At 48.0% G+C, this 25,228-nt stretch carries 29 protein-coding genes; 1 reads left to right on the top strand and 28 read right to left on the bottom strand.

Going from position 1 to position 25,228, the window contains the following annotated elements; genetic code table 11:
* Window positions 1-16: 16 nt before the first annotated feature.
* The 8 genes from dinG to bshB1 all read right to left on the bottom strand — a co-directional run bounded on the left by dinG (window position 17) and on the right by bshB1 (window position 9,084).
* Window positions 17-2,827 carry an ATP-dependent DNA helicase DinG gene (dinG, locus tag KNO85_RS07565; RefSeq protein ID WP_214788587.1) on the bottom strand — a complete coding sequence of 937 codons (2,811 nt, stop codon included), beginning with the start codon at window positions 2,825-2,827 and terminating at the stop codon, window positions 17-19.
* A 107-nt stretch (window positions 2,828-2,934) separates the two neighbouring features.
* Window positions 2,935-3,318 carry an aspartate 1-decarboxylase gene (gene panD / locus KNO85_RS07570; protein WP_015881490.1) on the bottom strand — a complete coding sequence of 128 codons (384 nt, stop codon included), beginning with the start codon at window positions 3,316-3,318 and terminating at the stop codon, window positions 2,935-2,937.
* 5 nt (window positions 3,319-3,323) lie between these two features.
* A complete protein-coding gene (gene panC / locus KNO85_RS07575; protein WP_214788590.1) occupies window positions 3,324-4,154 on the bottom strand; it encodes a pantoate--beta-alanine ligase in 831 nt (276 codons plus the stop codon).
* Complete coding sequence (panB, locus tag KNO85_RS07580; RefSeq protein ID WP_214788592.1) at window positions 4,154-4,987, bottom strand: 3-methyl-2-oxobutanoate hydroxymethyltransferase; 834 nt, start codon at window positions 4,985-4,987, stop codon at window positions 4,154-4,156. The genes panC and panB overlap by 1 nt, the downstream gene beginning before the upstream one ends.
* A gap of 224 nt (window positions 4,988-5,211) precedes the next feature.
* A complete protein-coding gene (locus tag KNO85_RS07585) occupies window positions 5,212-6,174 on the bottom strand; it encodes a biotin--[acetyl-CoA-carboxylase] ligase (protein WP_214788595.1) in 963 nt (320 codons plus the stop codon).
* Window positions 6,147-7,286, bottom strand: coding sequence for a CCA tRNA nucleotidyltransferase (locus KNO85_RS07590; RefSeq protein WP_214788598.1), 1,140 nt, complete (start codon window positions 7,284-7,286; stop codon window positions 6,147-6,149). The genes KNO85_RS07585 and KNO85_RS07590 overlap by 28 nt, the downstream gene beginning before the upstream one ends.
* Complete coding sequence (bshA, locus tag KNO85_RS07595; protein ID WP_214788601.1) at window positions 7,283-8,404, bottom strand: N-acetyl-alpha-D-glucosaminyl L-malate synthase BshA; 1,122 nt, start codon at window positions 8,402-8,404, stop codon at window positions 7,283-7,285. The genes KNO85_RS07590 and bshA overlap by 4 nt, the downstream gene beginning before the upstream one ends.
* Complete coding sequence (bshB1, locus tag KNO85_RS07600) at window positions 8,401-9,084, bottom strand: bacillithiol biosynthesis deacetylase BshB1 (RefSeq protein ID WP_214788604.1); 684 nt, start codon at window positions 9,082-9,084, stop codon at window positions 8,401-8,403. Before bshB1 ends, bshA begins: the two co-directional genes overlap by 4 nt.
* A 112-nt stretch (window positions 9,085-9,196) precedes the next feature.
* Between bshB1 and KNO85_RS07605 the strand changes: the two genes are divergently transcribed.
* The gene (locus tag KNO85_RS07605; RefSeq protein WP_214788607.1) at window positions 9,197-10,072 is read left to right on the top strand and encodes a YitT family protein; all 876 of its coding nucleotides are present in this window, start codon (window positions 9,197-9,199) and stop codon (window positions 10,070-10,072) included.
* 39 nt (window positions 10,073-10,111) lie between these two features.
* Here the strand turns inward: KNO85_RS07605 and KNO85_RS07610 are convergent, their stop codons facing one another.
* From KNO85_RS07610 to KNO85_RS07705, 20 genes are all read right to left on the bottom strand, one after another.
* A complete protein-coding gene (locus KNO85_RS07610; protein ID WP_214788610.1) occupies window positions 10,112-10,570 on the bottom strand; it encodes a GreA/GreB family elongation factor in 459 nt (152 codons plus the stop codon).
* Between the two features lie 59 nt (window positions 10,571-10,629).
* Window positions 10,630-11,313, bottom strand: a complete 684-nt coding sequence (locus KNO85_RS07615) for a zinc metallopeptidase (protein WP_214745364.1) — start codon at window positions 11,311-11,313, stop codon at window positions 10,630-10,632.
* Between the two features lie 38 nt (window positions 11,314-11,351).
* A complete protein-coding gene (locus KNO85_RS07620) occupies window positions 11,352-11,969 on the bottom strand; it encodes a DUF1405 domain-containing protein (RefSeq protein WP_214788613.1) in 618 nt (205 codons plus the stop codon).
* An 88-nt stretch (window positions 11,970-12,057) separates the two neighbouring features.
* Entirely contained in the window at window positions 12,058-12,852 is a 795-nt protein-coding gene (locus KNO85_RS07625) for a menaquinol-cytochrome c reductase cytochrome b/c subunit (RefSeq protein ID WP_214788615.1), read from the bottom strand.
* Window positions 12,853-12,885: 33 nt separating this feature from the next.
* Entirely contained in the window at window positions 12,886-13,557 is a 672-nt protein-coding gene (qcrB, locus tag KNO85_RS07630) for a menaquinol-cytochrome c reductase cytochrome b subunit (protein WP_015881478.1), read from the bottom strand.
* A 15-nt stretch (window positions 13,558-13,572) separates the two neighbouring features.
* Complete coding sequence (locus KNO85_RS07635; RefSeq protein WP_214691882.1) at window positions 13,573-14,076, bottom strand: QcrA and Rieske domain-containing protein; 504 nt, start codon at window positions 14,074-14,076, stop codon at window positions 13,573-13,575.
* Between the two features lie 110 nt (window positions 14,077-14,186).
* A complete protein-coding gene (locus KNO85_RS07640; protein WP_214788617.1) occupies window positions 14,187-14,627 on the bottom strand; it encodes a DUF2487 family protein in 441 nt (146 codons plus the stop codon).
* Window positions 14,628-14,787: 160 nt separating this feature from the next.
* Window positions 14,788-15,321: a ReoY family proteolytic degradation factor gene (locus KNO85_RS07645; protein WP_214788619.1), complete on the bottom strand. Its 534-nt coding sequence runs from the start codon at window positions 15,319-15,321 to the stop codon at window positions 14,788-14,790.
* Between the two features lie 23 nt (window positions 15,322-15,344).
* The gene (locus tag KNO85_RS07650) at window positions 15,345-16,619 is read right to left on the bottom strand and encodes a tetratricopeptide repeat protein (RefSeq protein ID WP_214788621.1); all 1,275 of its coding nucleotides are present in this window, start codon (window positions 16,617-16,619) and stop codon (window positions 15,345-15,347) included.
* Between the two features lie 29 nt (window positions 16,620-16,648).
* Window positions 16,649-17,899 (bottom strand): 3-phosphoshikimate 1-carboxyvinyltransferase, encoded by a 1,251-nt coding sequence (gene aroA, locus KNO85_RS07655; RefSeq protein ID WP_214788623.1) that lies wholly within the window; start codon window positions 17,897-17,899, stop codon window positions 16,649-16,651.
* Complete coding sequence (locus tag KNO85_RS07660) at window positions 17,896-18,951, bottom strand: 3-dehydroquinate synthase (protein ID WP_214788625.1); 1,056 nt, start codon at window positions 18,949-18,951, stop codon at window positions 17,896-17,898. Before KNO85_RS07660 ends, aroA begins: the two co-directional genes overlap by 4 nt.
* Window positions 18,945-20,108 carry a chorismate synthase gene (gene aroC / locus KNO85_RS07665; protein ID WP_214788628.1) on the bottom strand — a complete coding sequence of 388 codons (1,164 nt, stop codon included), beginning with the start codon at window positions 20,106-20,108 and terminating at the stop codon, window positions 18,945-18,947. The genes KNO85_RS07660 and aroC overlap by 7 nt, the downstream gene beginning before the upstream one ends.
* A 9-nt stretch (window positions 20,109-20,117) precedes the next feature.
* Window positions 20,118-20,897 (bottom strand): CheR family methyltransferase, encoded by a 780-nt coding sequence (locus KNO85_RS07670; protein ID WP_214789851.1) that lies wholly within the window; start codon window positions 20,895-20,897, stop codon window positions 20,118-20,120.
* A 100-nt stretch (window positions 20,898-20,997) separates the two neighbouring features.
* Window positions 20,998-21,417: a nucleoside-diphosphate kinase gene (gene ndk, locus KNO85_RS07675; protein ID WP_214691868.1), complete on the bottom strand. Its 420-nt coding sequence runs from the start codon at window positions 21,415-21,417 to the stop codon at window positions 20,998-21,000.
* 91 nt (window positions 21,418-21,508) lie between these two features.
* Window positions 21,509-22,471, bottom strand: coding sequence for a polyprenyl synthetase family protein (locus tag KNO85_RS07680; protein WP_214788632.1), 963 nt, complete (start codon window positions 22,469-22,471; stop codon window positions 21,509-21,511).
* A 3-nt stretch (window positions 22,472-22,474) separates the two neighbouring features.
* A complete protein-coding gene (locus tag KNO85_RS07685; protein ID WP_214788635.1) occupies window positions 22,475-23,176 on the bottom strand; it encodes a demethylmenaquinone methyltransferase in 702 nt (233 codons plus the stop codon).
* A gap of 20 nt (window positions 23,177-23,196) precedes the next feature.
* Window positions 23,197-23,769: a heptaprenyl diphosphate synthase component 1 gene (locus KNO85_RS07690; RefSeq protein WP_214788638.1), complete on the bottom strand. Its 573-nt coding sequence runs from the start codon at window positions 23,767-23,769 to the stop codon at window positions 23,197-23,199.
* Between the two features lie 126 nt (window positions 23,770-23,895).
* The gene (locus KNO85_RS07695) at window positions 23,896-24,168 is read right to left on the bottom strand and encodes an HU family DNA-binding protein (RefSeq protein WP_074034634.1); all 273 of its coding nucleotides are present in this window, start codon (window positions 24,166-24,168) and stop codon (window positions 23,896-23,898) included.
* Window positions 24,169-24,277: 109 nt separating this feature from the next.
* Window positions 24,278-24,988, bottom strand: coding sequence for a hypothetical protein (locus tag KNO85_RS07700; protein ID WP_214788641.1), 711 nt, complete (start codon window positions 24,986-24,988; stop codon window positions 24,278-24,280).
* A 3-nt stretch (window positions 24,989-24,991) separates the two neighbouring features.
* Window positions 24,992-25,192, bottom strand: coding sequence for a DUF2768 domain-containing protein (locus KNO85_RS07705; RefSeq protein WP_214788644.1), 201 nt, complete (start codon window positions 25,190-25,192; stop codon window positions 24,992-24,994).
* Window positions 25,193-25,228 lie beyond the last annotated feature (36 nt).

Genomic DNA, 25,228 nt, shown 5'->3' on the forward strand with positions numbered 1-25,228 from the left:
ATCATGATGCCTAGCGTTATCTATCATTTCTTGCAACGGAGTTTTCCTTTTCATCTAAGAATAACTCCAACTCTGATAGAGACGTTTCTAGCGTCCCTTCAATCCGGTCCACCTTCGGCAAGCTGTTGATAAACTGTTTCCCGTACCGAGTCGTCTCCACTCGACGGTCAAATACAAAAATCGCACCATAGTCCACTTTCGATCGAATCAATCGACCGACACCTTGCTTGAATCGAATGACCGCTTGAGGAAGTGACAGTTCAAAGAATGGGGATTTGCCCATCGATTCAATCTTTTCAGAACGGGCTTGCATAATGGGTTGATCTGGTGGCGCAAACGGTAGACGTACGATGACAAGGCAGGTCAACGCCTCACCCGGAATGTCCACACCTTCCCAAAAACTAGCGGTCCCGAAAAGAATAGACTGCTCCATCCGCTTAAACTGCTTCGTTAATCGACTACGCGACCCTCCGCTGACACCTTGGGCAAGGAGCGTGTAGGACGGGTCGAGATGATCTTTCACTTGTTCGTAAGTGAGACGTAACAATTCATTCGATGTGAAGAGAACGAGCATCCGTCCTTTTGTCACGTTCGCGATTTGAACGATTGATTGGGCCGTCTGGTCGACGAATTGCGGTAGCGGGACATCATTGATTAACGGGAAGTCTGATGGAACAAACAACTTGGCCTGCTCTTTAAAGTTGAATGGTGATGGTAGCACGACTCGTCTCACCGGTTCTCCTTCTAGTCCAAGTCGACGCTCCATGAAACTAAACTTACCGGAGACTGTCATCGTCGCCGACGTTAAAATCGTCGGTCTCTTCTTGAATAGACGTTCGTGCAACAGCGGCCCAATCTCGACAGGTTGTGTATACACCGAAGTCAATTTTCGGTTCCCTAAATTCAACTCGACCCAGCTGACCGCATCATCGTCTCGTGTCAACATCGTCTCATAAATGACACTTTCGAGTTCTCGAACATCGCTAATCAATGTCTTCAAATCACTCAAGAGCGCACGTTGTTTGAATGTCATATGCTCTTTTCGCTCATCGAGCAGACGGTGTAGGTGCCTGAGCGATGTCCGAAGCGTTCGCAACTTGTCCTCTAATCGATTCGCCACTTCGCGAATTGGTCGGAACGCAGCTCCTTCTCGTTCGAAACGAACCGTTTGACGAGGTTCTTTTTTCTTTCCTAACGATTGCAACGCAGTCAAAAGGTCCTCGAGCTCTTCTTCAACCCGAGCAAGCGCAGAATCAATTTGTTGGCTGAACGCCTCCGCCTCTTCCGTAACAGAAGTCAGATCGGCAAGTTGGATGATTCGTGAATGAAACTTTCCATCCGCTCCATATCCGAACCATTTGAACAACCGATCGAATTGGATGGCATCAAACGTCACACCAAAATGATGAGAGGCCACTTCTTCGACTTGATGCGCCTCGTCTAATACGAGTGGCGTATCAGTCGGTAAGATACCTGCCTGATGTTGTAAATCCGAGAATAACAACGCATGGTTCGTCACAATCAAGTCTGCCTCTTTCGAACGTAGGACTGCTTTTGTGAAAAAGTCACGACTATACCATGGATCGAATCGACCGAATTCACTTGAAGCATCTGCTTGTATCAGGCGTTTGAACGCGGCAGGACCTTGCGTCGCAGACCCTGGGAAGGAGAGTTCTTCTAAATCCCCCGTCACCGTTTCAGTCAACCATACAAGCACCATCGCTTTACACATCGAAACTAACAGTCCATCATTCGATTCGTCGAGAACCATCTCAAATTTTCGCAAATCGATATAGTTCCGTCTTCCTTTTAACAGCGTGAATTCAATTTCCGGAAAAATCTGTTGGAGCACCGGTAGATCACGGGTCAACAACTGCTCCTGTAATTGAATCGTATGCGTACTGATGACGACCGGCCGTTTCGTCTCGAGTGCATGATGCGCGCTCGGAATCAAATACGCCAATGTCTTCCCAGTACCGGTCCCAGCTTCGACTAACAGCGTTTCCTCATCGTCTAACGCTTTATAGACGTGACGCATCATTTCAAATTGACTTTGTCTCGGCTCAAACTGTTCAAAGATTGACGGGAGCGTCTCTTCAATCGTACGAAGTAGAAACGGTTCGAACGGTTCACGCTCTATTGCCGGTACGAATGAATCGTCCGGACGACGCAAAGCAATCTTACGATGAATATCAAAACGTGTTTCGTCATCAGGTCGAATCCCAATCTCGACGATGATTTCATCGAGTAACGGTTCGATATGACTCGTCCACGACTCTGATAAGTCGCGAAGTCGTTTCAACGTCACGACGGGCAACTCACGGAGCCGTTCCAGCATTCGAATAAAGAGCTCGGCAGTCGCCTCCGCATCACTAAGGGCCCGATGTGCGTCTGTATGTACGAGGTCAAACGTGTCGGATAACGCTTCAAGGGCATGGCTCTCTAATGTCGGATAAAGAATGCGCGACATTTCAACCGTGTCAATGGCTCTACCCTGAAATGGAAGGTAACCGGCTTGTTCCAGACTCTCGTTTAAAAAAGTTAAATCAAATGCGACGTTATGCGCGACAAATACCCGTCCATCTAGCATTTTCCAAATGTCGGGAATCACTTCTTCAAATGTCGGTGCATCACTTACGTCATCATCGCTAATCGTTGTTAATTGCGTAATAAAAGGTGGGATTGGTCGACCCGGTCGAATCAAGGTGCTATAGCGCTCGATTACTTCACCAGCTTGTACGACGACCGCCGCAAACTCAATCAGTTCATCACCGGACTTTACGGAATGACCCGTTGTCTCTATATCCACAATCACATACGTGTCCATAACATCCATCCCATCTTAGGCACGCTCGTGCTTTCTATCTGTCTCATCTTACCATAGAACGAACGACGAAAAAACGGGGATGCCTTTGTCGACATCCCCACAATACTTTATAAAATCGTATGGGCAATCTCTTCGTAAAGAAGTTGATCGACCTCGTTTTGCTCATTCAATACGGCTACTTTCGGACGATGCGTTTTCGCTTCTTCCGCTGTCATTTGACCGTACGCCATGATGATGACAACGTCACCGACCTGGAAATGACGTGCAGCGGCACCATTTAAACAAATCACACCCGATCCACGTTCCCCTTTAATGACATACGTCTCGATGCGAGCACCGTTATGGTTGTTCGTAATATGAACATGCTCGTTTTCCATGATGCCCACCGCATCCATCAAGTCCTCATCGATTGTGATCGAACCGACGTAGTGTAAGTTTGCTTCTGTCACTGTAGCTTTATGAAGCTTCGCGTGCATAAATGTACGAATCATTGGATTCATCCCTTCTTCCAAATCACATTATCAATCAATCGGGCTCGTTCGAATTGAACGGCCACCGCTATCAATATTTCATTCGAATCGCTTGAGGCAACACCGAGCGTCGGATAGTCCACGAGTTCGACATAATCGATTTGACTGTTTGGAATCCCGTCTAATCGTTCAGTCAATTGTCGTTTTACTTCCTCAATCTTGTGACCTGACTCAAGCGCTTCTCTTGCTACCGTCAACGCTTTAAAGATTTGACTCGCTTCTTCTTTTTCAACATCTGACAAATACACGTTTCGAGAAGACTTGGCTAATCCTGTCTCCTCACGAATAATCGGGCAGCGTCGAATGTCGACCGGAACAAAATAGTCTCGGACGTATCCTTCGATCAGCGCCACTTGTTGGGCATCTTTCAGACCGAAATAAGCACGTGTCGGTTGAACAAGGTTAAATAATTTAGAGACGATTGTCAACACACCATCAAAATGGCCGGGACGACTTGCCCCACATAACACGTCCGCGCCTTGGCGAACAGTGACGCGTGCCATATCAAGCGGATACATCGTCTCCGTTGTCGGATAGAACAGAAGGTCGACACCGGCTTCCCGAGCCAACTTTTCATCTCGTTCAAAATCTCGAGGATACCGATCGAGGTCTTCGTTCGGGCCGAACTGAGTCGGATTGACAAAGATACTCATGACAACGAAGTCATTTTCACGTCGTGCGTTCTCAACGAGACTCATATGTCCTTCATGCAAATATCCCATCGTGGGAACGAAGCCAACTGTTTGGTTCGTCGGAAGCGTGTGACGCAACTCTTCAACGGTTGATACAATCTTCATCATTTTCCTCCATACAGCGAATCGAGTAACGATTCATCCATCGTGAACGTATGACGTTCAAGCGGGAATTGACCAGTTTTTGTCTCTTCCACATAAGAACGGATAGCCTCTGTCGCCACTTCATTCACATCCGCATATGCTTGAACGAATTTAGGTAAGCGGTCTACCCCGTACTTCAATACGTCGTGATAGACGAGTACTTGTCCGTCGACTTCCGCCCCGGCACCGATCCCGATGACTGGGATTGTCAACTCTTCTGCGATTCGTTTTGCTAACTGGTGAGGCACACACTCGAGGACGAGCATCTTCGCACCCGCTCGCTCGGCAGCCAAGCTGTCTTGAAGTAGTGTTTCAGCTGCCTCTAGCGACTTCCCTTGTACCTTGTACCCTTCTAATACACCGACCGATTGCGGAGTCAACCCTAGATGGGCGACGCACGGCATCCCCACCTGAGTCAGACGTTCAATCGTCTGTAGGACTTCGCCGGCACCTTCTAGTTTAATGGCATCCGCATGTCCTTCTTGGAATAGACGGGACGCTGCCTGGAGCGTACGATCAAAATCACCATGGTATGTCGCAAATGGCATATCCACTACGACGAACGTGTTTTTCGCCCCACGGCGTACAGCTTTCGAGTGGTGAAGCATATCTTCCGTCGTCACTGGGATTGTCGAATCATACCCAAGAACGACCATCCCAAGGGAATCGCCGACCAGAATCAAATCGACACCTGCCGCTTCTGCCAGCTTCGCTGACGGATAATCATACGCCGTCAACATGACGAGCTTTTCCTGCTCGTTCATCTTTTTCAATAATGAAGTCATCGTGTGCATCTGTTTCTCCTCCTAAACGTGGAGACAGGAAAGAATAAACGCCTTCTTACACGAATGGCAAGAAGGCGCACGAAAAACAAGTTCATGGTTTTCATGAGTAGTGTCCTTCTGTCCCTGTCAAAATGATCAAGGCAGACAACTGATTGTGACAGTCTGCAAGTGCGGTACACTTCAACAAATGATAGCGTCCGACACATTAAGTATAGTCGATGGTCTCGCTTTCATCAATCATTCCACACCGCAATCTCAGCAGAGTAAATCGTTTCAATCTTTCCATCTGCCTCAAGAAGCAACGCGCCCTCTTCGGATATCCCTCGCATGACACCAGATCGCGACGCACGAGAAGCGTTCAACGTAATCGTTTCATTCAAATAGGCGGCATGACGCATCCAATTTACTCGAATCGAGTCAAACCCCGCTTCGAGGAATCGATCGTATTCGATTTCAAGTTCAGCTAGCAATTCAGCTAATAGTTCACTTCGACGGTATCGTTTACCGGTCTCTAGGTAAAGGGAGGTGGCCCGATGTGCCAACTCTTGCGGAACTGCCTCGCCATTGACGTTCACGCCGAACCCTAAGATGACAGCTTGGATACGGTCGCCTTCCGTCTGCATTTCTGTCAAAATACCGCCGATTTTCTTTCCATTCAATAATAAGTCGTTTGGCCATTTAATCGTGACATCAAGGTGTCGATGATTAAGCGCTCTCGCGAAGGCGCTCGCTGCCATCAAAGTCAGTTTCGACGCGTCACGAATTGGCAAATCGGGTCTCAGGATGATACTCGCCGCAATATTGACTTGTTTCGGGTTATACCAATGTCGCCCGAGTTGTCCCCGTCCTGCAGTCTGCTCCTCACTGATGACGAGTGTCCCTTCTGGTACATGTTGTTGAGCTAGCTCATGGGCGATTCGTTGTGTCGTATCGATTTGTTCATATGCATGCACAGTTTGACCGAATCGGCCTTTTCGGAATGAGACGAAAGCTGGTTCATCCAACCGATCGCTCTGTTCGATCAGTTGATATCCTTTACGGGGAATGGTATGAATCTCGTACCCGTCTTGTTTAAGGGTTTCGATATGTTTCCAAATAGCGGTACGTGAAATATTCAATTGGCGCGCCAATTCTTGTCCGCTCCATACTTCCCCATTTTGTAACAGTGTCAGGACACGCCCGCGCGTTGAAGCCATCTTCTCGCCTCCTCTTTCAATACAGTCTCATGATTCGGAATGTCTTGTGAAATGACACGTCGTTCGAGATCGAGCAACAGGTGCTTGATTGCCTCTCCTCTCGCCCCAAGTTCAAGGGCATCCCGGCCATTGAATTTCAGTTCTTGACGAGATTGGATCGGGAGCAATCGTTTCAGTTCTCGACTGCGGTCCTTTTCACCATTCATTTTAAAATAAGTCGAGAGCGTGTCTTCATCCGTCATGTAGACCGTCATCACATCGAGCCCCGTCTCACAGAGTTCGGCGAGCGCCCGAGCCTCCCGCTTGATCGCGTTCGATCGTTTCCATGGCAGTAGCCACGTCTCATCTTTCGCATGATATAAGAAGAGAGCCCAGCCACTGACTGCGTTCACGGGAGTCCGCTCATCTTGTTGCACCCGCTGCATCAATTCGGTCGTCACGTTCGGTAAATGACGATGGATCCCGAGCTCGACCATCTCGGCTAACGCTTTTCGGTAGGCAGGTCCGGTCAACAGCTTTTCAAACTCGATCGCGATGCGTTCCATCGCAATCTGTTCGAGCTTATGGCTAAGCGCACTCGCCGCGTCGCGCAATTGCTCATGTAAGGTAAAATCGAGCTGAGACATGAAACGGAGGGCACGCATGATCCGAAGGGCATCCTCACCGAACCGTTCGAAAGGACTCCCGACCGTCCGGATGATCCGTTCCTCTAAATCATGCTGACCCCCAAATAAATCCACGACTTGACCATCATGGAACGCCATCGCGTTCATCGTAAAGTCGCGACGCAACATGTCCTCTTCGAGTGTCACCCCGAGTGCGACATGGTCCGGACGTCTTGAATCTGAATACGACCCTTCCGAACGAAATGTCGTCACTTCAAACGGGTGATGGTCAATGATGACCGTGACCGTTCCATGCTCGATACCGGTCGGGACCGATTTCGGGAACAGTGCCATCACTTCCTCCGGAAACAGAGAAGTGGCCAAGTCGATATCGTCGGGCAAACTTCCAAGCACATAGTCCCGAACGGCCCCACCGACGATGTACGCCTCACCGCCATGTTGTTCGATTGTCTCGATGATCTGTTTTGCATACTCCCACTCTGTCATGAAGTCACCACCTGTTCATACAAGCGCTCATATTGTGTCACGATGTCTTGCGAAGCGAAACGCTTCGATTTTTCGAGTCCATTTTGTCTGAACCGCTCTTGAAGTACCGTGTCTGTCAGTATGCGTTGCATCGCCAGAGCGGCGATTGTCGCCTCACCTCGCGGCACGACAAAGCCGTCCTCGCCGTCCGTGATGACTTCCGGTAAGCCGCCTGCGTCACTGACGACCGATGGAACACCCGTCGCCATCGCCTCGAGTGCGACGAGACCGAACGCCTCTTTGTCTGACAATAGGACATGAACGTCACTAATGGAGAGGAGTGCGGCGACTTGCTCTTGTTTCCCGGCAAAGATGACGTCGTCTTCAAGTCCCATCTCTGCCACGAGACGACGCATCGCACCCATGAGAGGTCCATCTCCGACGAGTAACAGTTTTTTATGCGGAACCTCCATCTTGTCGAACGCCTCAAGGACAAGGTCGACACGTTTGACGGGACGGAAGTTTGAAATGTGGATGACGACTCGGTCATCTGCCGTCAATCCGTAGCGTTCCCGTAATGTCGGGTCGATTTGAGGTGTATAGACCGATTCATCGATAAAGTTGTGAATCACTTGAATCGGTAAATCGCCTGCGATCCGCTCCTCTGTCTCCCGTTTCAAACTATGTGAGACGGCCGTGATGGCATTCGATTGGCGTAAGCCATAAAGAATCGCCGGTTTCAATTCCTCATCCTCACCGAGCACCGTGATGTCGGTCCCATGTAACGTCGAGACGATCGGTGTCTTCACACCGGCCATCTCCCGACCGAGCGCGGCACATACAGCATGTGGGACCGCGTAATGCGCATGAATGACATCAAGTCCGAACGACTGGATGACACTCGCGATTTTCGCCGATAGCGTCATATCGTAAGGCGGATAGCGAAAGACTGAATATTGATTGATCTCGACTTGGTGGAACGTGATATTCGGATGGTAGGCGTTTAAACGGAACGGCATACTACTCGTGATGAAGTGGACGTCATGTCCGCGGTCTGCAAGCTTCATCCCGAGTTCTGTCGCTAAAATTCCCGAGCCTCCGACCGATGGATAACAAAGAATCCCAATCCGATACGTCATGTGAGATCACCTGCCTGTTTCACGACATACGGTCGCACTCGCTTCAAACCTTCCGCATAGGAGACGCCAATCAAACTTCCAAAATGTCGTTCACGGGCGACCACCCGTTCTACATAAGCGTCTGTGAGTGGCGTTTTCACCCCGTCAACAGGCGTAAATTGACTCGCATAACATTGCAGCGCCTGTGTCTTCACTTCAATTGTCTCGCTAATATCGACACATACGTCTGGCTCGACGTGCGCATTGATCATGTATTGGTACACACTTTCCGGTCGATATGCCGGAAGCTCCGGTAAATATTTTCGGATACCCGCGTTGAACAGCGCCTCTGTCACCAAGTACGCACAAGCTGCATGATCTGGATGACGGTCGACCTCATATGGATAAATCAAGTGTGTCGGACGTTCACGACGAATCAACGAAACGATCGCCTCGAGCTGCTCTGCGCTTCCATCTATCCCCCGGTCTTTAAAGCCGAGATTTATGCGACGGACACCGAGCACAGCATCTGCCGCACTTGCTTCTCGTTGTCGTGTTTCTACATCACCATTCGAAGATAGCTCCGCTCTCGTCAAATCGACGTAAACGACCTCAATCTTCTCTTTTGTCCATTGGGCGGTCATCCCTGCAATCCCGATTTCGATATCATCTGGATGTGCCCCGATGGCTACTACTTTCATCTACATCACCTCTTCTTTGAAAAGTATAGCCGACTCGTTTCTGAATGTCATATGTTCAGGGTAGTCAATCGAACTGTTTTTCGAGTAATCTATCTAAGGGGAGGTGAACTTGATGACGGTACAATTACCGATTCGTGTTCGAAATATTATATTCATTTTAATAGGTTCTTTTATTTTTGCATTCGGCGTTTATCACTTCAACGTCCAAAACAATTTGGCTGAAGGTGGATTCACCGGAATCACCTTGATTCTTCGGGGTCTCTTTGATATCTCGCCCTCCATTACGAACTTGGCGTTAAACATCCCGCTCTTTTTCATGAGTTACAAGTTGTTAGGTCGAACGACGTTCATCTATACACTCATCGGGACGTTCTCATTCTCACTTTGGTATGCACTCATCGCTAAATATTCTACGCTCGTCATCGACCTGACGGATGATATGGTGCTCGCCAGTTTGTTCGCCGGTCTCTTTATCGGGGTCGGGCTCGGCATCATCTTCAACAATGGCGGGACGACCGGTGGCGTCGACATTATCGCGCGTCTCGTCCAACGATATATCGGTTGGTCAATCGGAAAGACGTTTCTCATCTTCGACTTCTTTGTCATCGTCCTTAGTTTGACGTATCTCGATTACCGTGAGGCGATGTATACACTTCTCGCTGTATATATCGGGGCACGTGTCATTGACTCGATGCAAGAAGGGACGTATGCCGGTAAAGCGGCGATGATCATCAGTGACCACCGGACCGCCATCGCTGATGGGATTCACGCAACGATGAACCGCGGCACGACAAGGTTGCTTGCCAAAGGTGGCTACTCGAATCGTGACCTTGAAGTATTGTACGTCGTCGTCGGACGAAATGAAGTGAACCGTTTGAAGACGATCGTCAAACAGATCGATCCGCATGCATTTGTCACGTTCCACCACGTCTATGAAGTTGGAGGAGAAGGGTTCACGTTCGATGAGAATCGGATTCCGTTGAAGTAAACAAAAATCGCCACGTTCATCATATGAACGGGCGATTTTTTATGCTTCAATGCTAAGCACTTCGAATGCCAGCGTACCTTCGGGCGATTCGACGTGTACGATTTGACCAACCGTAGCACCAATCAAATTGCGACCGAGTGGCGATGAGCTTGAAATACTCCCTTGTCCTAAGTCCGCCTCGGCCTCACTTACGATTCGATAGCTCTCCGTCTCCTCGTCGTTTCGTTCCCGAATGACGACCTTGTTTCCGAATGACACGACGTCCGTTTGTTTGGATTCGACGATTGTCGCGTCGTCAAGCAGGCGTTCAAGTTCTAAAATATCCGCCTCCATCCGCTCATAGTCACGTACCGCTTCGACATAGGTGACATCTTCTCGGAAATCACAAAACTTTCGCGCCGTCCGCATGCGTTCACGTGCAGCCGTCCGGGCATGCTTTAACGTCGCGAGCCTATTTTTCACTTGATCATGACCCATCGCTGTCAGTTGTGGCTTCATGGACAACATCTCCCTCTCTCAACAAATCAAAAAATCCCGCCGGTTGACGGGATTTTGTTCTATTCTTCTCGTGGCATGAAGACGATGAGTGCCAAACGAATGAGTTCGGCAACGGCAACGAGCGTCGCAGCCACATATGTCCATGCTGCGGCATTCAATACTTTACGTGCACCTGACTCTTCTGTCGCCGTCACGATTCCGTGTGACGTCAACTGTGCCATCGCCCGTTTCGAAGCATCGAACTCGACCGGTAGCGTAATCAATTGGAATACGACCGCCCCGAGCATCATGATGACACCGAGTTGTGCCAACCCGAGTGCGCCGAACAAGAAGCCTCCGAGCAATAACGGGAACGACAAGTTCGACGTAATGTTAACGACTGGAACGAGACTATGACGAACGCGCATCATCTTGTAGTCAGTCGCATCTTGAATGACGTGACCAATCTCGTGAGCTGCAATCGCAGCCGATGAAATCGTCGACCCTTGATATACTTCACGAGACAGACGAACGACTTTATTGACCGGGTCATAGTGGTCACTCATGAGTCCATCGACCATTTCGATTCGTACATTGTGAACACCGTTCTGTTTCATGATGAAGTCAGCGACTTGTGCGCCTGTGACACCGCTTTGAAGCGGTTGTTTTAAGAACTGTTTGTACGTGCTTTTCACTCGCATCTGGGCCCATAAAGGGATGAGCATAATCAGTGCAAGATAGAAAATATAGCCACCTAATGACATTTTCTATTTCACCTCTGCGTGTATTTGATAATTTGATTTTACATTCTTATGAACTTATTTTCAAGCGAAGGGCGTAGGACGAACGCATATCCCATAAAAAAACATAATCCCGTTAACCAAAACGAGCCGTAGCCGATCCACATGATATGTTCTGCGAGTGACGGATAGCGCGGCCATTGACCGAGCACATAATCGACCACATCATTATGAATTACCCAAATGAGCGAGCAGACAAACGATGTAACTGTCCATTTCATAAACGGTGCATAGATGAGTGCCTGAAGCGCCATTGCTCCGTGGGAGACCATCAACATGACCGCCATTAAGACGGTGAGGGTCGGTGCATCAGGCGGTAACGTCCCTAAAAACATGATATTCATGATTACGGCCCATACCCCATATTTGATCAACGTAATGAACGCAAGCGTCTCAAACAGTGGAGAGCGTTTGTTCGCAATCCATAGCCCGAGCACAATCGTAAAGAAGAGGGATGCCGTTGGGCTGTCCGGAACGAATGGCCAATATACATAAGGTGTATCCCGTAGTTGAGGTTCATACCAAATATAGCCGTAAATCGTACCTCCTAAGTTGATGACAAATAAAAGAGTCAGTACGATTCGATGCATCAAGAAAGGTTTTAAAAACGTCGGGTTCATTGTCTCCATCCTTTTTTCTTCAGTTTATCGCAATACGAACAAATAAGTAAAAAAGTGTAGCCTGGTTTCTCAGGCTACACTTTATGGCTTACTCGTTATTTTCGCCGCCTTCACCATATGAAGCGATGAACTCAGATAATACTTGTAAATCTTCAGGTGAGCCGTCCCACTGACCAGCAGGCATCGTCCCAATCCCGTTTACAGCAATATCTGCAATCTCTTCAGCCGTGTACGTCGTACCGACCAAGGCAGGAGCAGCTGCTCCACCTTCTAAGTTTTGACCGTGACAGTTCACACACGATTGAGCCGAATAAATCTCATATCCTGGTGCAGCTGTATCAATTTCAGGACCTTCACCTGGAATTTGAAGTTCACCTTGTGCATGAACTTGATCCCAGTGTGTCGTTTGAACAGATTCCCAAGTCAAGTAGAAGACTGAAAGAATACCGAGCATCATGAAACTAATGGCGACTGGTCGTTTCGCAGGGCGACGCTCGAGACCTTGGTCAAGCCAAGGTGCGATGAGAAGTGCCGTGAACGCCAAACCTGGAATAATGACTGTACCGAGTAAGATCCAGTCTCCAGCTGCGAATTGATATTTGAGTAACTGATACAAGAACAAGAAATACCAGTCCGGTAATGGAATGTATGACGTGTTCGTTGGATCGGCGATATTTTGAAGCGGTGGTGCCTCGACAATCGTCAAAGCGATGAATCCGATCAAGAAGACCGAACCTACCATCCACTCTTTAAGCAAGAAGTTTGGCCAAAACGCTTCTGTGCGTCCTGGATATTCTGAATAGTCTTTTGCAATGTTTTGTTTCCGATTCGAGATTCCTACTCGAGAGTCGGTTACAAATTTCATCCCTTTACCGCGATGCATATCGTTTCTCCTCCTTTTTCTCCTCGAATCGGCTTATAGCGGTCCAGAAACCCCTTGTTTACGAATCATCAAGAAGTGGGCTCCCAATAGTCCGAACAATGCCGCCGGTAAGAAGAAGACGTGGATGGCGAAGAATCGTGCGAGTGTGCTCGCCCCGACAATCTCACCACCGGCGAGAAGTGTCTTCGCAATACCACCGATAACCGGTACACTTTCAGCAATTTGAAGCGTAACTTTCGTTGCGAACAACGCTTTCATGTCCCAAGGAAGCAAGTATCCTGTAAGTCCAAGCGCCAAGACGACGAAGAACAAGAGTACACCGACGACCCAGTTAAGCTCACGTGGCTTCTTATACGATCCCGTGAAGAACACGCGGAGCGTATGTAAGAATAACATGACGATGGCAACGGATGCGCCCCAGTGGTGCATCCCACGAACGATTTGTCCGTGTGCAATTTCATTTTGTAAATAGTACACCGACGCGTGCGCGTTGATGATATCTGGTACATAGTACATCGTCAAGAACATCCCAGAAAGGATTTGAATGACGATCGTAAAGAATGTCAAACCGCCAAAACAATAGACAAATGCAGAGAAGTGATGAGCAGGGTTGACGTGTTCCGGTACTTCGTGGTCTGCGATATCGCGCCAGAGCGGTGTGATGTCTACGCGCTCATCGACCCAATCATAAATTTTTTGTAACATCGACTAGTCCCCCTCTCACTTCTGTGAAATTGGGCTACCTAGATATAGGAAGCCATCTTTTTCTTCTTTTTCGTAACGTGCAAGTGGTGCAGTTGGTGGTGTACCCGGGATGTTCGTTCCATCTTTTTCATAACGTCCTAAGTGACATGGACAGAAGAATTCTTGTGGACGAGTCGGATCACCTGCAAAAGCTACCTGACAGCCAAGGTGTGTACAAATCGGAGAAAGTGCGATGATTTCGCCACTTTCTGTTTTGTATACCCATGCTGAAAGTGTTTCTTCAAATTCGTACCAAGCATCTTGTGTTTGTTTCTTAAAGTCGACACGTTGCGGCTCAGTCGTGATGTCATCAAGACTCATTACTTTTACTTTGTCGCCTGCTCCAGATTTTTTCAAAACCGGATCGATCGCAAAGTTGACCATCGGACTGATCAATGTTGCCGCCATAAAGCCACCTACTCCAGTCAGTGTGTACGTTAAGAACTGACGGCGCGTGACTTTTGACCCATTTTGAGCCATTTCGTTCCCCCCTCATTCGTGTGCATAACCCCATAATTCTTTATGCATTCTTCACAAAAATTTCTCACTCAACAAAATAGTATATCAATAAAACCTCTACGTCAACCGCTTCATGTCGCCATCCAACGGCTCGAAAGTTCCGTGATAACTTGTGTCGCAAAATTTTGTACCATCGTATGCGCCTGATCGCTCGTCATCGCTCCTAGCGCTAACGGCGGCACGAACAAAATTGGCAATTCATACGGCTTGAAACGGACGTCTGATGCAATGAACAAAACGTGAGAAAATCCGGATGTTTCCGCTTTTTCCACTACATCTTTCGCTAATTCCACACCAGCTTCCACATCGGTGTAACTGATTGTCGGGCTGAGCATCGTTCGACCAGATAATTGACGTTCTGTCTCGACCGTAACGGCATGAATGACTTCATAGCTTTCGGCTTTACGAACCATATCCTCACCAAACGCCAATTCTGCGAGCGGAACGATGAGCGTATCGACGTATTGTCGTTCGGCAATCGAGCGAAGTGCCCCTTGACTATCGAACCTCATCTTTTCCCTCCTCTCCAACTGATCTCATCATGTCTATTGTATCGTACATGACTTCGTTCACGTTTCAAACTTATGAACGAACTGTGAAATAATTGTGTATTCCTACGTTATTAATATACCAAAAAACAAGCGCCTACCGGAACGGAAGCGCTTGTTTTTTTCAAAATAATTTAGATGCCCGTACTTGGTGAAGCTGACTCGTCAAATTGCGGAATAAATTTTCGTCTCGACGATCGAGCGCTTTATCGATTTCAATCAACAGTCGCTCCTCTTCAAATTGGGCAACCGAGGCTTGAATGACCGTCTGGGCAGAGGAAGAAACTTCATCCTTCACTTCTACCACCGGCTCAAACGGATTCTGTTCCACGATGTCGACCCAGTTCTCATCAATCATCATGCCCTGGAAGTTTAATTCCACATAGATCGGCCCATCGTGCAGACGGATGTCATGATAGGCCTTCTCAGGATTCATGGTTACAAGGTCTCCCCGTCGATATCGAAACGGTTCACCGTCAAATCCGTACGCCGTCATCACAAGACTTCGCGGCGAGACCGAGGCGTTCGTGACGAAATGAACGTTGCCAAGCTTATCGGGATGTCTCAACCAATAGTCAAGAATCCACTTTGCTTCACGTTTCCGAAGTGTATGATGAGCGACAAATCGCTTCAAAAAATTCCGTTTCCGCTCGACCATCTGACCTCATTCCCTTCCCTTTATCATTCTACGTCATCAGACAATTGTTCGAGCTGGTCTTCGAGCACTTGGCGATCTTCAAGGTCGACCACCAATGCAAGCGATTGCTCGACCACAAGTCGCGCGTCTTGTCTACGACCTTCCTCTATCAACAGTGTAGCCCATTCTGTCACAAATGACACGTCCTCTTTCATCATCGGCTCAATCGAGGCATACAAACTGACTGCTTCTTCATACTCTTCAAGCTCATATTTCGCTTTCGCCTTGTACCAAGTCATAAGCGGCGATGTCGCATGATCTTCAAGTGCATCTATTGTTTCGAGGACGTCATCGATTTCTCCTGCTTCGAATAAAATCGATAAGATCAATTCTGTCGCTTGTAGCGATTCCGGATTCAAAACGAGTGCTTCCCGAAGCTCTTTAATGGCCCCTTCACGGTTTCCGAGTTTGAGGAGCAATTTCGCTTTGACGTGACGAAGTTCGTCATTATAGTCGTCGCGCGTGATCCCTTGGTCTACGATTTCAAGCGCTTCTTCCGTCTGTCCAAGCGCGTCTAATGCTTCGGTGTACGGGAGATAGAGCGACGTAAAGTCCGGGTCCATTGCCTGAAGCTCTTTAAATTGCTTGATAGCGACTTCCTCTCGCCCGATCCGGTGAGCTGTCATGGCATGTCCAAAGACAGTATTTAAATCGCGATGTGTTGCTTTTTCATACTCTTCAAGCGCCTCTTCGAATGATCCGACCATCGTGAGTGCTTCCGCATAATCCGCTTGGTAATCAATTTCAGCCGGTAATTTCATTTTCGGAAGTCGCGCATAGAGCGGAATGGCTTGTTCAAACGAACCAGTCGATGCATACAATTCGGCTAACCCGTAAATGAGTAACGGTTCGTCCGGGTTCTTTTCAAGTGCTTGCATCAGTTTTTTCACGGCTACTTCATCGAGCCCTTGAGATTGATACAAATCTGCTAACAAGACGAGACTTCTCACTTGCGTCTCGGCGTCATCTGACTTGATCTTCTCTAACACTGCAATCGCCTCTTCTTCGCGGTCACTGTCTAAATATGCCTCCGCGAGTGAGAGAGCGACGTTCGGGTCCCCTTCGTAGTCGACGTATAATTTTGATAGGACGTCGGTCGCACGGTCGGCAAGACCAAGTTCTAAATACAAGTCGGCGATTGCGAGGCGATCGTCATCGGACCCTTCTTTTTCAAGTTCTTCTATATGCGCAAGAGCATGTTCAGTCTCTCCTGATTCAAGCATCTCGATTATATGTGTTAGTGCTGCTTCATCTAGCATGTTTCGTCCTCCTGGCCTTCGGTTTGTCGTTATTCTATCTCACGCTGAATCCGTTGTAAATCTTGACGGAAGTCGGGATAACTGACATCGGACGCATCGATGCCTTCAATTTGGATGGTATCCTCTGTGACGAGTGATGCGATTTGTAACATCATCGACAGACGATGGTCACCATATGTTGAGACGTTTCCGCCATGAAGACGACTCGGTTTTACGATAAATCCGTCCTCTCTTCCAACGATGTCCACGCCTAGTTTACGTAACTCCGAGACGACCACGTCAATCCGATCGGTCTCTTTCACTCTCAGTTCCGCTGCGTCTTTCACGATGGAGGGTGAATTCGCCTGTGAGGCGACGAGCGCAAATAACGGTAATTCATCGATTTGCGACGGGATCATTTCCCCTTCGACGACCGTACCAGACAGCTCACTCGACGTCACGGTAACATCGCCGACCACTTCCTCACCGACAGTTCGTTCATTGGAAATGACAACACTCGCACCCATGCGCTCGAGTGTACGTAAAAATCCGATTCTTGTCTCATTCAAACAGACGTCCGTCGTCGTGACCGAACTGTTCGGTACGATTGCTGCTCCTGCCCAGAAAAAGGAAGCCGATGAAGGGTCTGCTGGCACATCGACCGTCGCGCCGCTCAGACGAGTCGGTTCAATGCGAATCACACGTATCCCTTCTTCTTCATCAACGGATAGGTTCGCCCCAAAGAGTGGCAACATTCGCTCTGTATGATCTCTAGACAACATCGGCTCACGCACAATTGTCGTTCCTTCAGCACGTAACCCAGCGAGAAGGACCGCCGATTTCACTTGGGCACTCGCAACCGGTAACGTATAGTCGATGGATTGTAGCGTTTTCCCTTCGATCACGAGAGGCGCCACATCTCCTGTTACGGCCGCCCCCATTTCACGTAGTGGTGCTGTGACGCGTCGCATCGGACGTTTCGATAGGGATTCATCGCCCACGAGTTCAAATGAACCATCATATCCAGACAAGAGCCCAAGCAACAAGCGCATCGTCGTCCCCGAGTTCCCACAGTCAAGTCGTGCCGAGCGAAGAGTTTCTACACCCGTAATGACGAGTTCGTCTTGTCGTTCGGTCACGTGTGCTCCGAGTAATTGAATGATGTCGAGTGTCGAACGACAATCGGCACCGAGGAGCGGATGCAATACACGCGTCGTCCCAGTCGCCATCATGCCGAATAAAAGCGCACGATGGGTGATCGATTTATCACTCGGAACACGGATTGTACCGTTTAAACTCATTGTTCCCACCATCCTTTCATCTGTTCAAATGTATGTTGAATCTGCTCTAGCGGTACTGCTTCAACGGCAATCGAGTCACGAAGCAAGACAAATCGGATTTCTCCGTGTCGATTCTTTTTATCACGAGTCATTTTTTCAATGTAATGGTCGAACGGTTTCCAGTCAATCGGCGTGACGTCGTTCATACGGATCCACTCAAACAACCGTCTCGCCCGCGACTCGTCATTCGATAGTAAAAAGGCAAATACCATCCCATGCAAAACCGCTTCACCGTGAGGAATACGATACGCCTCGACAGATTCTAGTGCATGCCCAAACGTATGCCCGAAGTTGAGCCAAGCGCGAATACCTTGTTCCCGCTCATCTGTCTCGACAATCGCTCGTTTCACTTCAATACCGCGAGCGAGCCATGTGATCCAATCTATCTTTACAAGTCCAGTCAGTGCGAAAAACAAGTCGTCCTCGAAAGAGGATTCGAGGACGTAACGTGATAAATACGCATGTTTTAGCAGTTCACCGATGCCACTTCGCACTTCCTGTACCGGCAAGGTTTCAAAACGAGAGACATTATAATAGACGCCCACCGGTTGATAGAAAGAACCAATTGCATTTTTCGCGAGCGGATGATTGACGGCGACTTTACCTCCGACAGCCGAATCGTGAGCCAAAATCGTCGTCGGGACTTGTATGTAAGGAACACCGCGCATATAGACACTCGCTAAAAATCCAGCTAAATCGCCAACCATCCCGCCACCGAAAGCAATAATCAGGGTGTGACGGTCACATCCGTGTCTCAACCCTTCCGAGACAAGCTGATCGAGCCGCGATAACGACTTCGACGCATCACCGGCTTCGACGACAGACCAAACGACTCGCGAATGAACGTGTTTTAACTTTTCGAGGAACGATTCCCCGTAAAGTAAATCGACATGTTCGTCCGTGATGACCCAGAGCATCGAGGCATGTGACCAGTCATTTGTTCCAATCCAACGATCTTCATTGTCGACCACGACGTTGTACGGGGTCGATGCTGTTATCGGAATGGTCACCATACACGCAACTCCTCCCGATATTCATCGACCCGACGTTTGATTCGTTCCATCGTATCGTGACCGAACGTCTCACATACTTCCTTCGCAATTTCGAACGCGATGACCGCCTCGACGACGAGTGATGCTGCAGGAACAGCACATGAGTCACTCCGTTCAATTTGAGCGAGGAACGCCTCTTTCGTATCAATATCGACCGATTGGAGTGGTTTATAGAGCGTCGGAATCGGTTTCATGACCGCTGAACAGAGAATCGGCATTCCCGTTGTCATCCCGCCTTCAAAGCCCCCGAGGTGATTACTGAGTCGCGTATACCCGTCGTCACCGTAAGCAATCGGGTCCATCACTTCTGATCCAGGTCGATATGCCATGTCAAAACCGTCTCCGAACTCCACACCTTTAAATGCGTTGACACTCATGACAGCCTGCGCAATTTTCGCATCCAGTTTCCGGTCGTATTGCACGTAGGAACCAAGTCCAGGAACGACACCGTGCACTTCCGTACAGACGATGCCGCCAATCGAGTCTCCGTTTGACTTCGCTTCATCGATGCGACGCATCATTCGCTCGGCTGCTACCTCGTCAAGCGTTCGGACAGGCGAAGCATCGATGATTTCTTTTGCTTCTTGAAGTGATTCGAACGCACGCGTTTCCGCCTTTTCCCCGCCGATTACTTTTACATAACTGAAGAGGGACACCCCGACTTGTTCGAGCAACTGTTTACAGAAGGCACCTACCGCGACACGTGCAGCCGTCTCCCTTGCACTCGAGCGTTCCAAGACGTCACGTAAATCACGATGGTCATATTTCATCCCACCGACCAAGTCGGCATGACCTGGTCTCGGCCGCGAGACACGTCGTTTGACTTCAAGGTCGTCATCGATCGGTTCGGCTTGCATGACGTGCTTCCAATGGGTATGATCTTTATTCTCAATCCAAAATGTAATCGGAGCACCTGTTGTCTTACCGTGTCGTATACCTGAACGAACATCTACCTGGTCTGATTCGATTTGCATGCGACGTCCTCGTCCATATCCAGACTGACGCTTTTTCAATTCTATGTTGATTTGATTTAAATCTATAGCTAGACCGGCAGGGGCACCTTCAATAATGACCGTCAGTCCCGGACCATGTGATTCACCAGCTGTCAAATAGCGCATCCGCTCACCTCATCCATCTATTTTTTCGTAAAAGAAACTTTGTTTCATCGCATACCCGTAACGCTTCGGCTGGAAGATTTGTTCCGTTCCACCGACGAATAAAATCCCTCCTGGGCGAAGTGCACGTTGAAACGAGGTATATACTTTTTCTTTTGCTTCTTCCGTGAAGTAAATCAATACGTTCCGACAGACAATTAAATCAAAGTTACGTTCATATACGTCTGCCAACAAATTATGTTTTTTGAACGTTACCAGTTGTTTGATTTCATCTGAAATGAAATAATCGTCTCCACGACGCGTGAAGTAACGGTTTTTAAACTCATCTGGTAAGTCGATGAGTGCACGTTCGTGATACTTCCCTTGTTTCGCCTTTTCGATGACAATGTCATCTAAATCAGTGGCCATAATTGAAAATTGAGAAGGCGCTAGATGTTTGGACAATAACATGGCGAGAGAATAGGGTTCCTCTCCTGTCGAGCACGCTGCACTCCATACACGAAGTTTGCCTTGACCCGAACGAATCAAGTGAGGCAATATATCCTCCTCGAGCTGTTGCCATCGAATCGGATTACGGTAAAACTCACTCACGTTGATGGTCATCCGATCAAGGAACTCCTCATATAACTGACGATCTGTGTCCATTGCCTTTAAATACTCTAGAAAAGACGCATAACCCTTCTTCTCGCGCAAGGCGACCATCCGACGCTTCATTTGCGCCTCTTTATATAAATTCAAGTCAATTCCAGACTTGATATAAAACTTTTTTACGAAGATGGCATAATCATTCATCACCAATTTCAACCTCAATTCTCTCTCATTTCCTCTTTCTACTGACCACTTGGTTTTGAAGGGAACCAAAAAGGGACAGGTTTCCCCGTCCCTCGATTCGTCATGAAACGTGTGAGGCAACTCCTGCGAACCAAAGTGCCAATTCGCGTTCCGCGCTGTCCACACTATCAGAACCATGAATCACGTTTTGTGACATCGTCGATGCAAAATCACCACGAATTGTTCCTGGTTGTGCATCTAGTGGTTTTGTCTTCCCAATCATGAGACGAGAGACGGCGACGATGTCTTCCCCTTCCCATTCCATCGCGACGACCGGACCAGAAGTCAAAAACTCTACCAATTCACCAAAGAACGGTTTTTCTTTATGCTCTGCGTAGTGTGCCTCTGCGACCTCAACTGACGGAGTCACCATTTCGAGACGGTTCAACGTATATCCTTTGTTTTCAAAGCGTGAGATGATTTCCCCAATCAATCCACGTTTAACCCCATCCGGTTTAACCATTAAAAATGTCTTTTCCATTCCCCAAATCCCCCTAAGTCAATAAATGTGTACGATGTACGTATTTAGTGTACACGCTCCAGCACTTTTTTGAAAGGGGTTACATGGGCAATTACCATTTGCGCTTCCCGATATATTGTGCGATTTCAATCAACGATCGCTTGTCAGGGACATCCGGCAACCCATCAAGTCGATGAATAGCACGTTCGACGTATCGGTCAATTGTACGTTGGCTACGTTCTAACGTCCCATTTCGTTGCACTTCACGGACGAGTGACTTCGTCATATCCGTGTCTGTCGAGGCGTTCACCTGACGAAGACGTTCATAAAAAGTTGGGTCCTCCGATGAATAGAAAAGCGGTAATGTTTTATGACCGTGTCTTAAATCTTCTCCGACCGGTTTGCCGAGTTGGAAACTCTTAGCTGTAAAGTCTAGTAAATCATCCGTCATTTGGAATGCCATCCCGATGTCATATCCGAATAGACTTAGCTGTTTGACGACTTGAGGAGAAGCTCCTGAAATGACAGCGCCTGCTGCACAACTCGTTTCAATCAGAAGGGCAGTCTTTCGTGCTATCCGATCTAAATATCGCTTAGGCGACTGACCCCATTCGTATTGATCCTGAATTTGATTGATTTCACCGACACAAATCCGCTCCATCGTATCCGCCATGATTCGCATCACTTCGGGGGACTCGATTTCGGAGACGAGACGAATCGCCTCTCCGAATAGTGTATTTCCGGTATACATCGCAACGGTCTCATCATAACGTTCCATGACGGTCGGTTTCCCCCTACGGAGCATCGCATCATCGATGACATCGTCATGAACGAGTGATGCCATGTGAATCAATTCAAGACTTGAGGCAACTTTCGTCAAACGGATATCCTTCGTCTCACCGAATCCTGCGCTTAATAAAACAAATGCCGGTCGGATGCGTTTACCACCAGCATCAAGTAGTTGGCGAGATGCCGATTCAATAACAGGGTGGTCCGTCCTGACTCGACTAGATAAAAATTGATCAATTTGATCAATTTCTCGGTTCATATGACGATAAAGTCGCTTCAAAGACATGTTTCACCACTTCTTTCCTAGATGCATGGCACATGCACCTCCGGAGAATGTCTTTACTTCGACTTGTTCGAACCCGGCATCTTCAAACATACGTTTGAGCGTCAAACGGTCTGGGAACTGGTCGGTCGATTCTTGTAACCATTTGTATTGATCGTATGAACCGGCGAATACTTTACCGAATAAAGGCATGACTGTCCCAAAATAGAAGCGGTACAATTCTTTGAAAAGCGGTGCCGTCGGTTGACTCGTTTCAAGACAAACGACCGTCCCACCTGGTTTTAAGACGCGATACATTTCACGTAAAACCGTCATGTAGTCCGGAACGTTTCGAAGTCCGAAGCCGATTGTAACGTAATCGAACGAATTGTCTCCAAACGGCAACGCCATCGCATTACCATGAAGTAACTCGATTGTCGGCAACGACTTCACTTTTTCTTCTCCCACTTTAAGCATGTTTTCTGAAAAGTCGAGACCTTTGACGACTCCCGTGTTTCCTGCAGCTTCCGCCAATTGAATTGTCCAGTCAGCTGTCCCGCAACAAACGTCTAGACATTTAGCCCCCGGAAAGACGTTCATTTTCTTCATCGTTGTCCGTCGCCACCACTTGTGAAGTCGGAAGCTGATAATCGAGTTCATCGTATCGTAGCTCGGAGAAATGGACTGAAATACTTCGTATACTTTTTGCTCTTTTTCTATCGGTTGCAACGTGTAACATCCTTTCCGTTCTAAGCGACCGCGTGCGCGAGCAACTTCGTGAGCTGCTCCTTTTGGTCTTGTCTGAGCGCTGTCGCTTTCTTATCAATCATTCGTTTCCCACTTGTTGTCAAATAAGGTTGTTCGATCAGCTCGGAAAGTGTTTGAATCAATCCGACGTTCGCTTCGAGCCAAATGTTCATCGAGACGTTTTTCTCGAGCAGTAATGTACACTTCGCCGCATTGACGCGTTGTACAGACTGTCCGAATCGGTCACTATATGACGCTGGAAAAGCCGTCAAGATTTTATAAAACTGAGCCGAGGCAAAGTCACCTGCGAGCACTTTTAATTGGCGCTCTAGCGACCCTTTCGGACTGCTGTTCACTTGATCATGCAATTCGAGCGCTTGATGTGCGAAATAGGTTGCCATCACGAGTTGTCGATGCTCAATCGATTCCAAATCAATCATCTCGACCATCCAACGAAGCAACAGCATGTCGACCGTTGGGACAACCTCGTGTTTCGTCAAATAGGGATGATTCATACGTTGTTCGATTTGACGAGCAAGGTCTGTGACAACGAATTCATTTGTCAACTGTTCCATGCTATCCCCCCTCGTCCACTTCATTGTCATTCTGACATAGTATAGCACATTTTTGTCACATTCACGTCATTCGAACTCGCAAACCCAACAAAAAAAGCCGCCATTCGGCGACTTATGTATTGCAGATTACTTGACCGCATCTTTGAGCGCTTTACCTGCTTTGAATGCAGGAACTTTGCTCGCTGGGATTTCGATATCTTCTTTTGTACGTGGGTTGCGACCTTTACGGGCAGCACGCTCACGAACTTCAAAAGTACCAAAACCGATCAATTGAATTTTCTCACCGTTTTGGAGTGCTTCAGTGATAGATTCGAATGTAGCTTCTACAACTACTGTAGCTTCTTTTTTCGAAACGTTTGCTTTCTCCGCTACTGCTTGGATCAATTCAGTTTTGTTCATCACGATTCACCTCCTCTCACTAGGAGTTTACGGGATTAATCATATCGTACAAACGTTGATATGACAACATTTTTTGCATGATTTCACGACATTCACCTTCAAAACAAGCTCAGTTGTTTAAAAAAACGACTTCCCCTTGTTCATCTATTGTATAGCCTTGTGAATAAGCAGGGGCGAATGGAGCGTCTTCATACAGCAAATAACGAATGTCTTCGCCGATTACTGGCGACTCATCCGTATTTTGAAGCGCTTCCTTCACGTCTTCTCGATAGTCCACAAATAATTGTCCGGTGCCGTCCACATAGATCGGGAGCTCACGGTCCGAGTAAGGACTCGGGATAACCGGTTCCTCTGTGACAAAAAGTTTATCGTAGTCAAGCGTGAACTGATTCTTTCCGAGTGACCCATCGAACGGGAACTTCCCTTCTTTCGCTCGAAACGCGGTGATATTTGTTTGAAGTTGCTGTAGCCGTTCCGACACGCGTAAATCAATCAATTTGACGGTCGGTTCCGTTTCGACATCTACGAGAATGTATTGGAACAACCCACCGCCTTCGAAACTATTTGCAGGAGGGTCGGCTAGATATCCTGGTACGAGTCGGGCAAACTCGATTGGATAGCGTTCCATAAGTGGCGTTTCCGCAGGTTTTGTTTTGATTGGTAAGACGCCAGATTGTTCACGATATGCATCGACCGCACTTTGCACGGTGTTCAACTGATCCTCATATGGAATATTGTTGCCCCGTTCCGAATCCGGAAACATACATCCTGCCAACAAAGTCGTCAGCGCCAAGCTGACAGCAATGATACTTTTTTTCATGGTCTATCCTCCCGTCGGTCCTGAGACGACGACAAAAATCATAATAACTGTTCCAAATAAGAAAATGATGAACGCAATCAGGCGCACAAGCGTCGCAAACCACCCGGTCAGTTTCGTGTGACTGATGGCGACCATCAAAGCAGCAACGGCAAAAGCACCGATCCCTGCAAATGAAATCCACATTTTGATGAGTGACGGTGTCACGTCTATCCCCCTACTTTCTCTATGTTCTCCAGACTT

The organism is Exiguobacterium sp. s124, from assembly GCF_018617485.1.
Lineage (GTDB): Bacteria > Bacillota > Bacilli > Exiguobacteriales > Exiguobacteriaceae > Exiguobacterium > Exiguobacterium aestuarii.

What these genes read in the sequence shown, in the direction of transcription:
- dinG (WP_214788587.1), bottom strand. Translation starts at nt 2,827, where the DNA reads ATGGACACGTATGTGATTGTGGATATAGAGACAACGGGTCATTCCGTA.
- panD (WP_015881490.1), bottom strand. Translation starts at nt 3,318, where the DNA reads ATGATTCGTACATTTATGCACGCGAAGCTTCATAAAGCTACAGTGACA.
- panC (WP_214788590.1), bottom strand. Translation starts at nt 4,154, where the DNA reads ATGAAGATTGTATCAACCGTTGAAGAGTTGCGTCACACGCTTCCGACG.
- panB (WP_214788592.1), bottom strand. Translation starts at nt 4,987, where the DNA reads ATGCACACGATGACTTCATTATTGAAAAAGATGAACGAGCAGGAAAAG.
- KNO85_RS07585 (WP_214788595.1), bottom strand. Translation starts at nt 6,174, where the DNA reads ATGGCTTCAACGCGCGGGCGTGTCCTGACACTGTTACAAAATGGGGAA.
- KNO85_RS07590 (WP_214788598.1), bottom strand. Translation starts at nt 7,286, where the DNA reads ATGACAGAGTGGGAGTATGCAAAACAGATCATCGAGACAATCGAACAA.
- bshA (WP_214788601.1), bottom strand. Translation starts at nt 8,404, where the DNA reads ATGACGTATCGGATTGGGATTCTTTGTTATCCATCGGTCGGAGGCTCG.
- bshB1 (WP_214788604.1), bottom strand. Translation starts at nt 9,084, where the DNA reads ATGAAAGTAGTAGCCATCGGGGCACATCCAGATGATATCGAAATCGGG.
- KNO85_RS07605 (WP_214788607.1), top strand. Translation starts at nt 9,197, where the DNA reads ATGACGGTACAATTACCGATTCGTGTTCGAAATATTATATTCATTTTA.
- KNO85_RS07610 (WP_214788610.1), bottom strand. Translation starts at nt 10,570, where the DNA reads ATGAAGCCACAACTGACAGCGATGGGTCATGATCAAGTGAAAAATAGG.
- KNO85_RS07615 (WP_214745364.1), bottom strand. Translation starts at nt 11,313, where the DNA reads ATGTCATTAGGTGGCTATATTTTCTATCTTGCACTGATTATGCTCATC.
- KNO85_RS07620 (WP_214788613.1), bottom strand. Translation starts at nt 11,969, where the DNA reads ATGAACCCGACGTTTTTAAAACCTTTCTTGATGCATCGAATCGTACTG.
- KNO85_RS07625 (WP_214788615.1), bottom strand. Translation starts at nt 12,852, where the DNA reads ATGCATCGCGGTAAAGGGATGAAATTTGTAACCGACTCTCGAGTAGGA.
- qcrB (WP_015881478.1), bottom strand. Translation starts at nt 13,557, where the DNA reads ATGTTACAAAAAATTTATGATTGGGTCGATGAGCGCGTAGACATCACA.
- KNO85_RS07635 (WP_214691882.1), bottom strand. Translation starts at nt 14,076, where the DNA reads ATGGCTCAAAATGGGTCAAAAGTCACGCGCCGTCAGTTCTTAACGTAC.
- KNO85_RS07640 (WP_214788617.1), bottom strand. Translation starts at nt 14,627, where the DNA reads ATGAGGTTCGATAGTCAAGGGGCACTTCGCTCGATTGCCGAACGACAA.
- KNO85_RS07645 (WP_214788619.1), bottom strand. Translation starts at nt 15,321, where the DNA reads ATGGTCGAGCGGAAACGGAATTTTTTGAAGCGATTTGTCGCTCATCAT.
- KNO85_RS07650 (WP_214788621.1), bottom strand. Translation starts at nt 16,619, where the DNA reads ATGCTAGATGAAGCAGCACTAACACATATAATCGAGATGCTTGAATCA.
- aroA (WP_214788623.1), bottom strand. Translation starts at nt 17,899, where the DNA reads ATGAGTTTAAACGGTACAATCCGTGTTCCGAGTGATAAATCGATCACC.
- KNO85_RS07660 (WP_214788625.1), bottom strand. Translation starts at nt 18,951, where the DNA reads ATGGTGACCATTCCGATAACAGCATCGACCCCGTACAACGTCGTGGTC.
- aroC (WP_214788628.1), bottom strand. Translation starts at nt 20,108, where the DNA reads ATGCGCTATTTGACAGCTGGTGAATCACATGGTCCGGGACTGACGGTC.
- KNO85_RS07670 (WP_214789851.1), bottom strand. Translation starts at nt 20,897, where the DNA reads ATGAATGATTATGCCATCTTCGTAAAAAAGTTTTATATCAAGTCTGGA.
- ndk (WP_214691868.1), bottom strand. Translation starts at nt 21,417, where the DNA reads ATGGAAAAGACATTTTTAATGGTTAAACCGGATGGGGTTAAACGTGGA.
- KNO85_RS07680 (WP_214788632.1), bottom strand. Translation starts at nt 22,471, where the DNA reads ATGTCTTTGAAGCGACTTTATCGTCATATGAACCGAGAAATTGATCAA.
- KNO85_RS07690 (WP_214788638.1), bottom strand. Translation starts at nt 23,769, where the DNA reads ATGGAACAGTTGACAAATGAATTCGTTGTCACAGACCTTGCTCGTCAA.
- KNO85_RS07695 (WP_074034634.1), bottom strand. Translation starts at nt 24,168, where the DNA reads ATGAACAAAACTGAATTGATCCAAGCAGTAGCGGAGAAAGCAAACGTT.
- KNO85_RS07700 (WP_214788641.1), bottom strand. Translation starts at nt 24,988, where the DNA reads ATGAAAAAAAGTATCATTGCTGTCAGCTTGGCGCTGACGACTTTGTTG.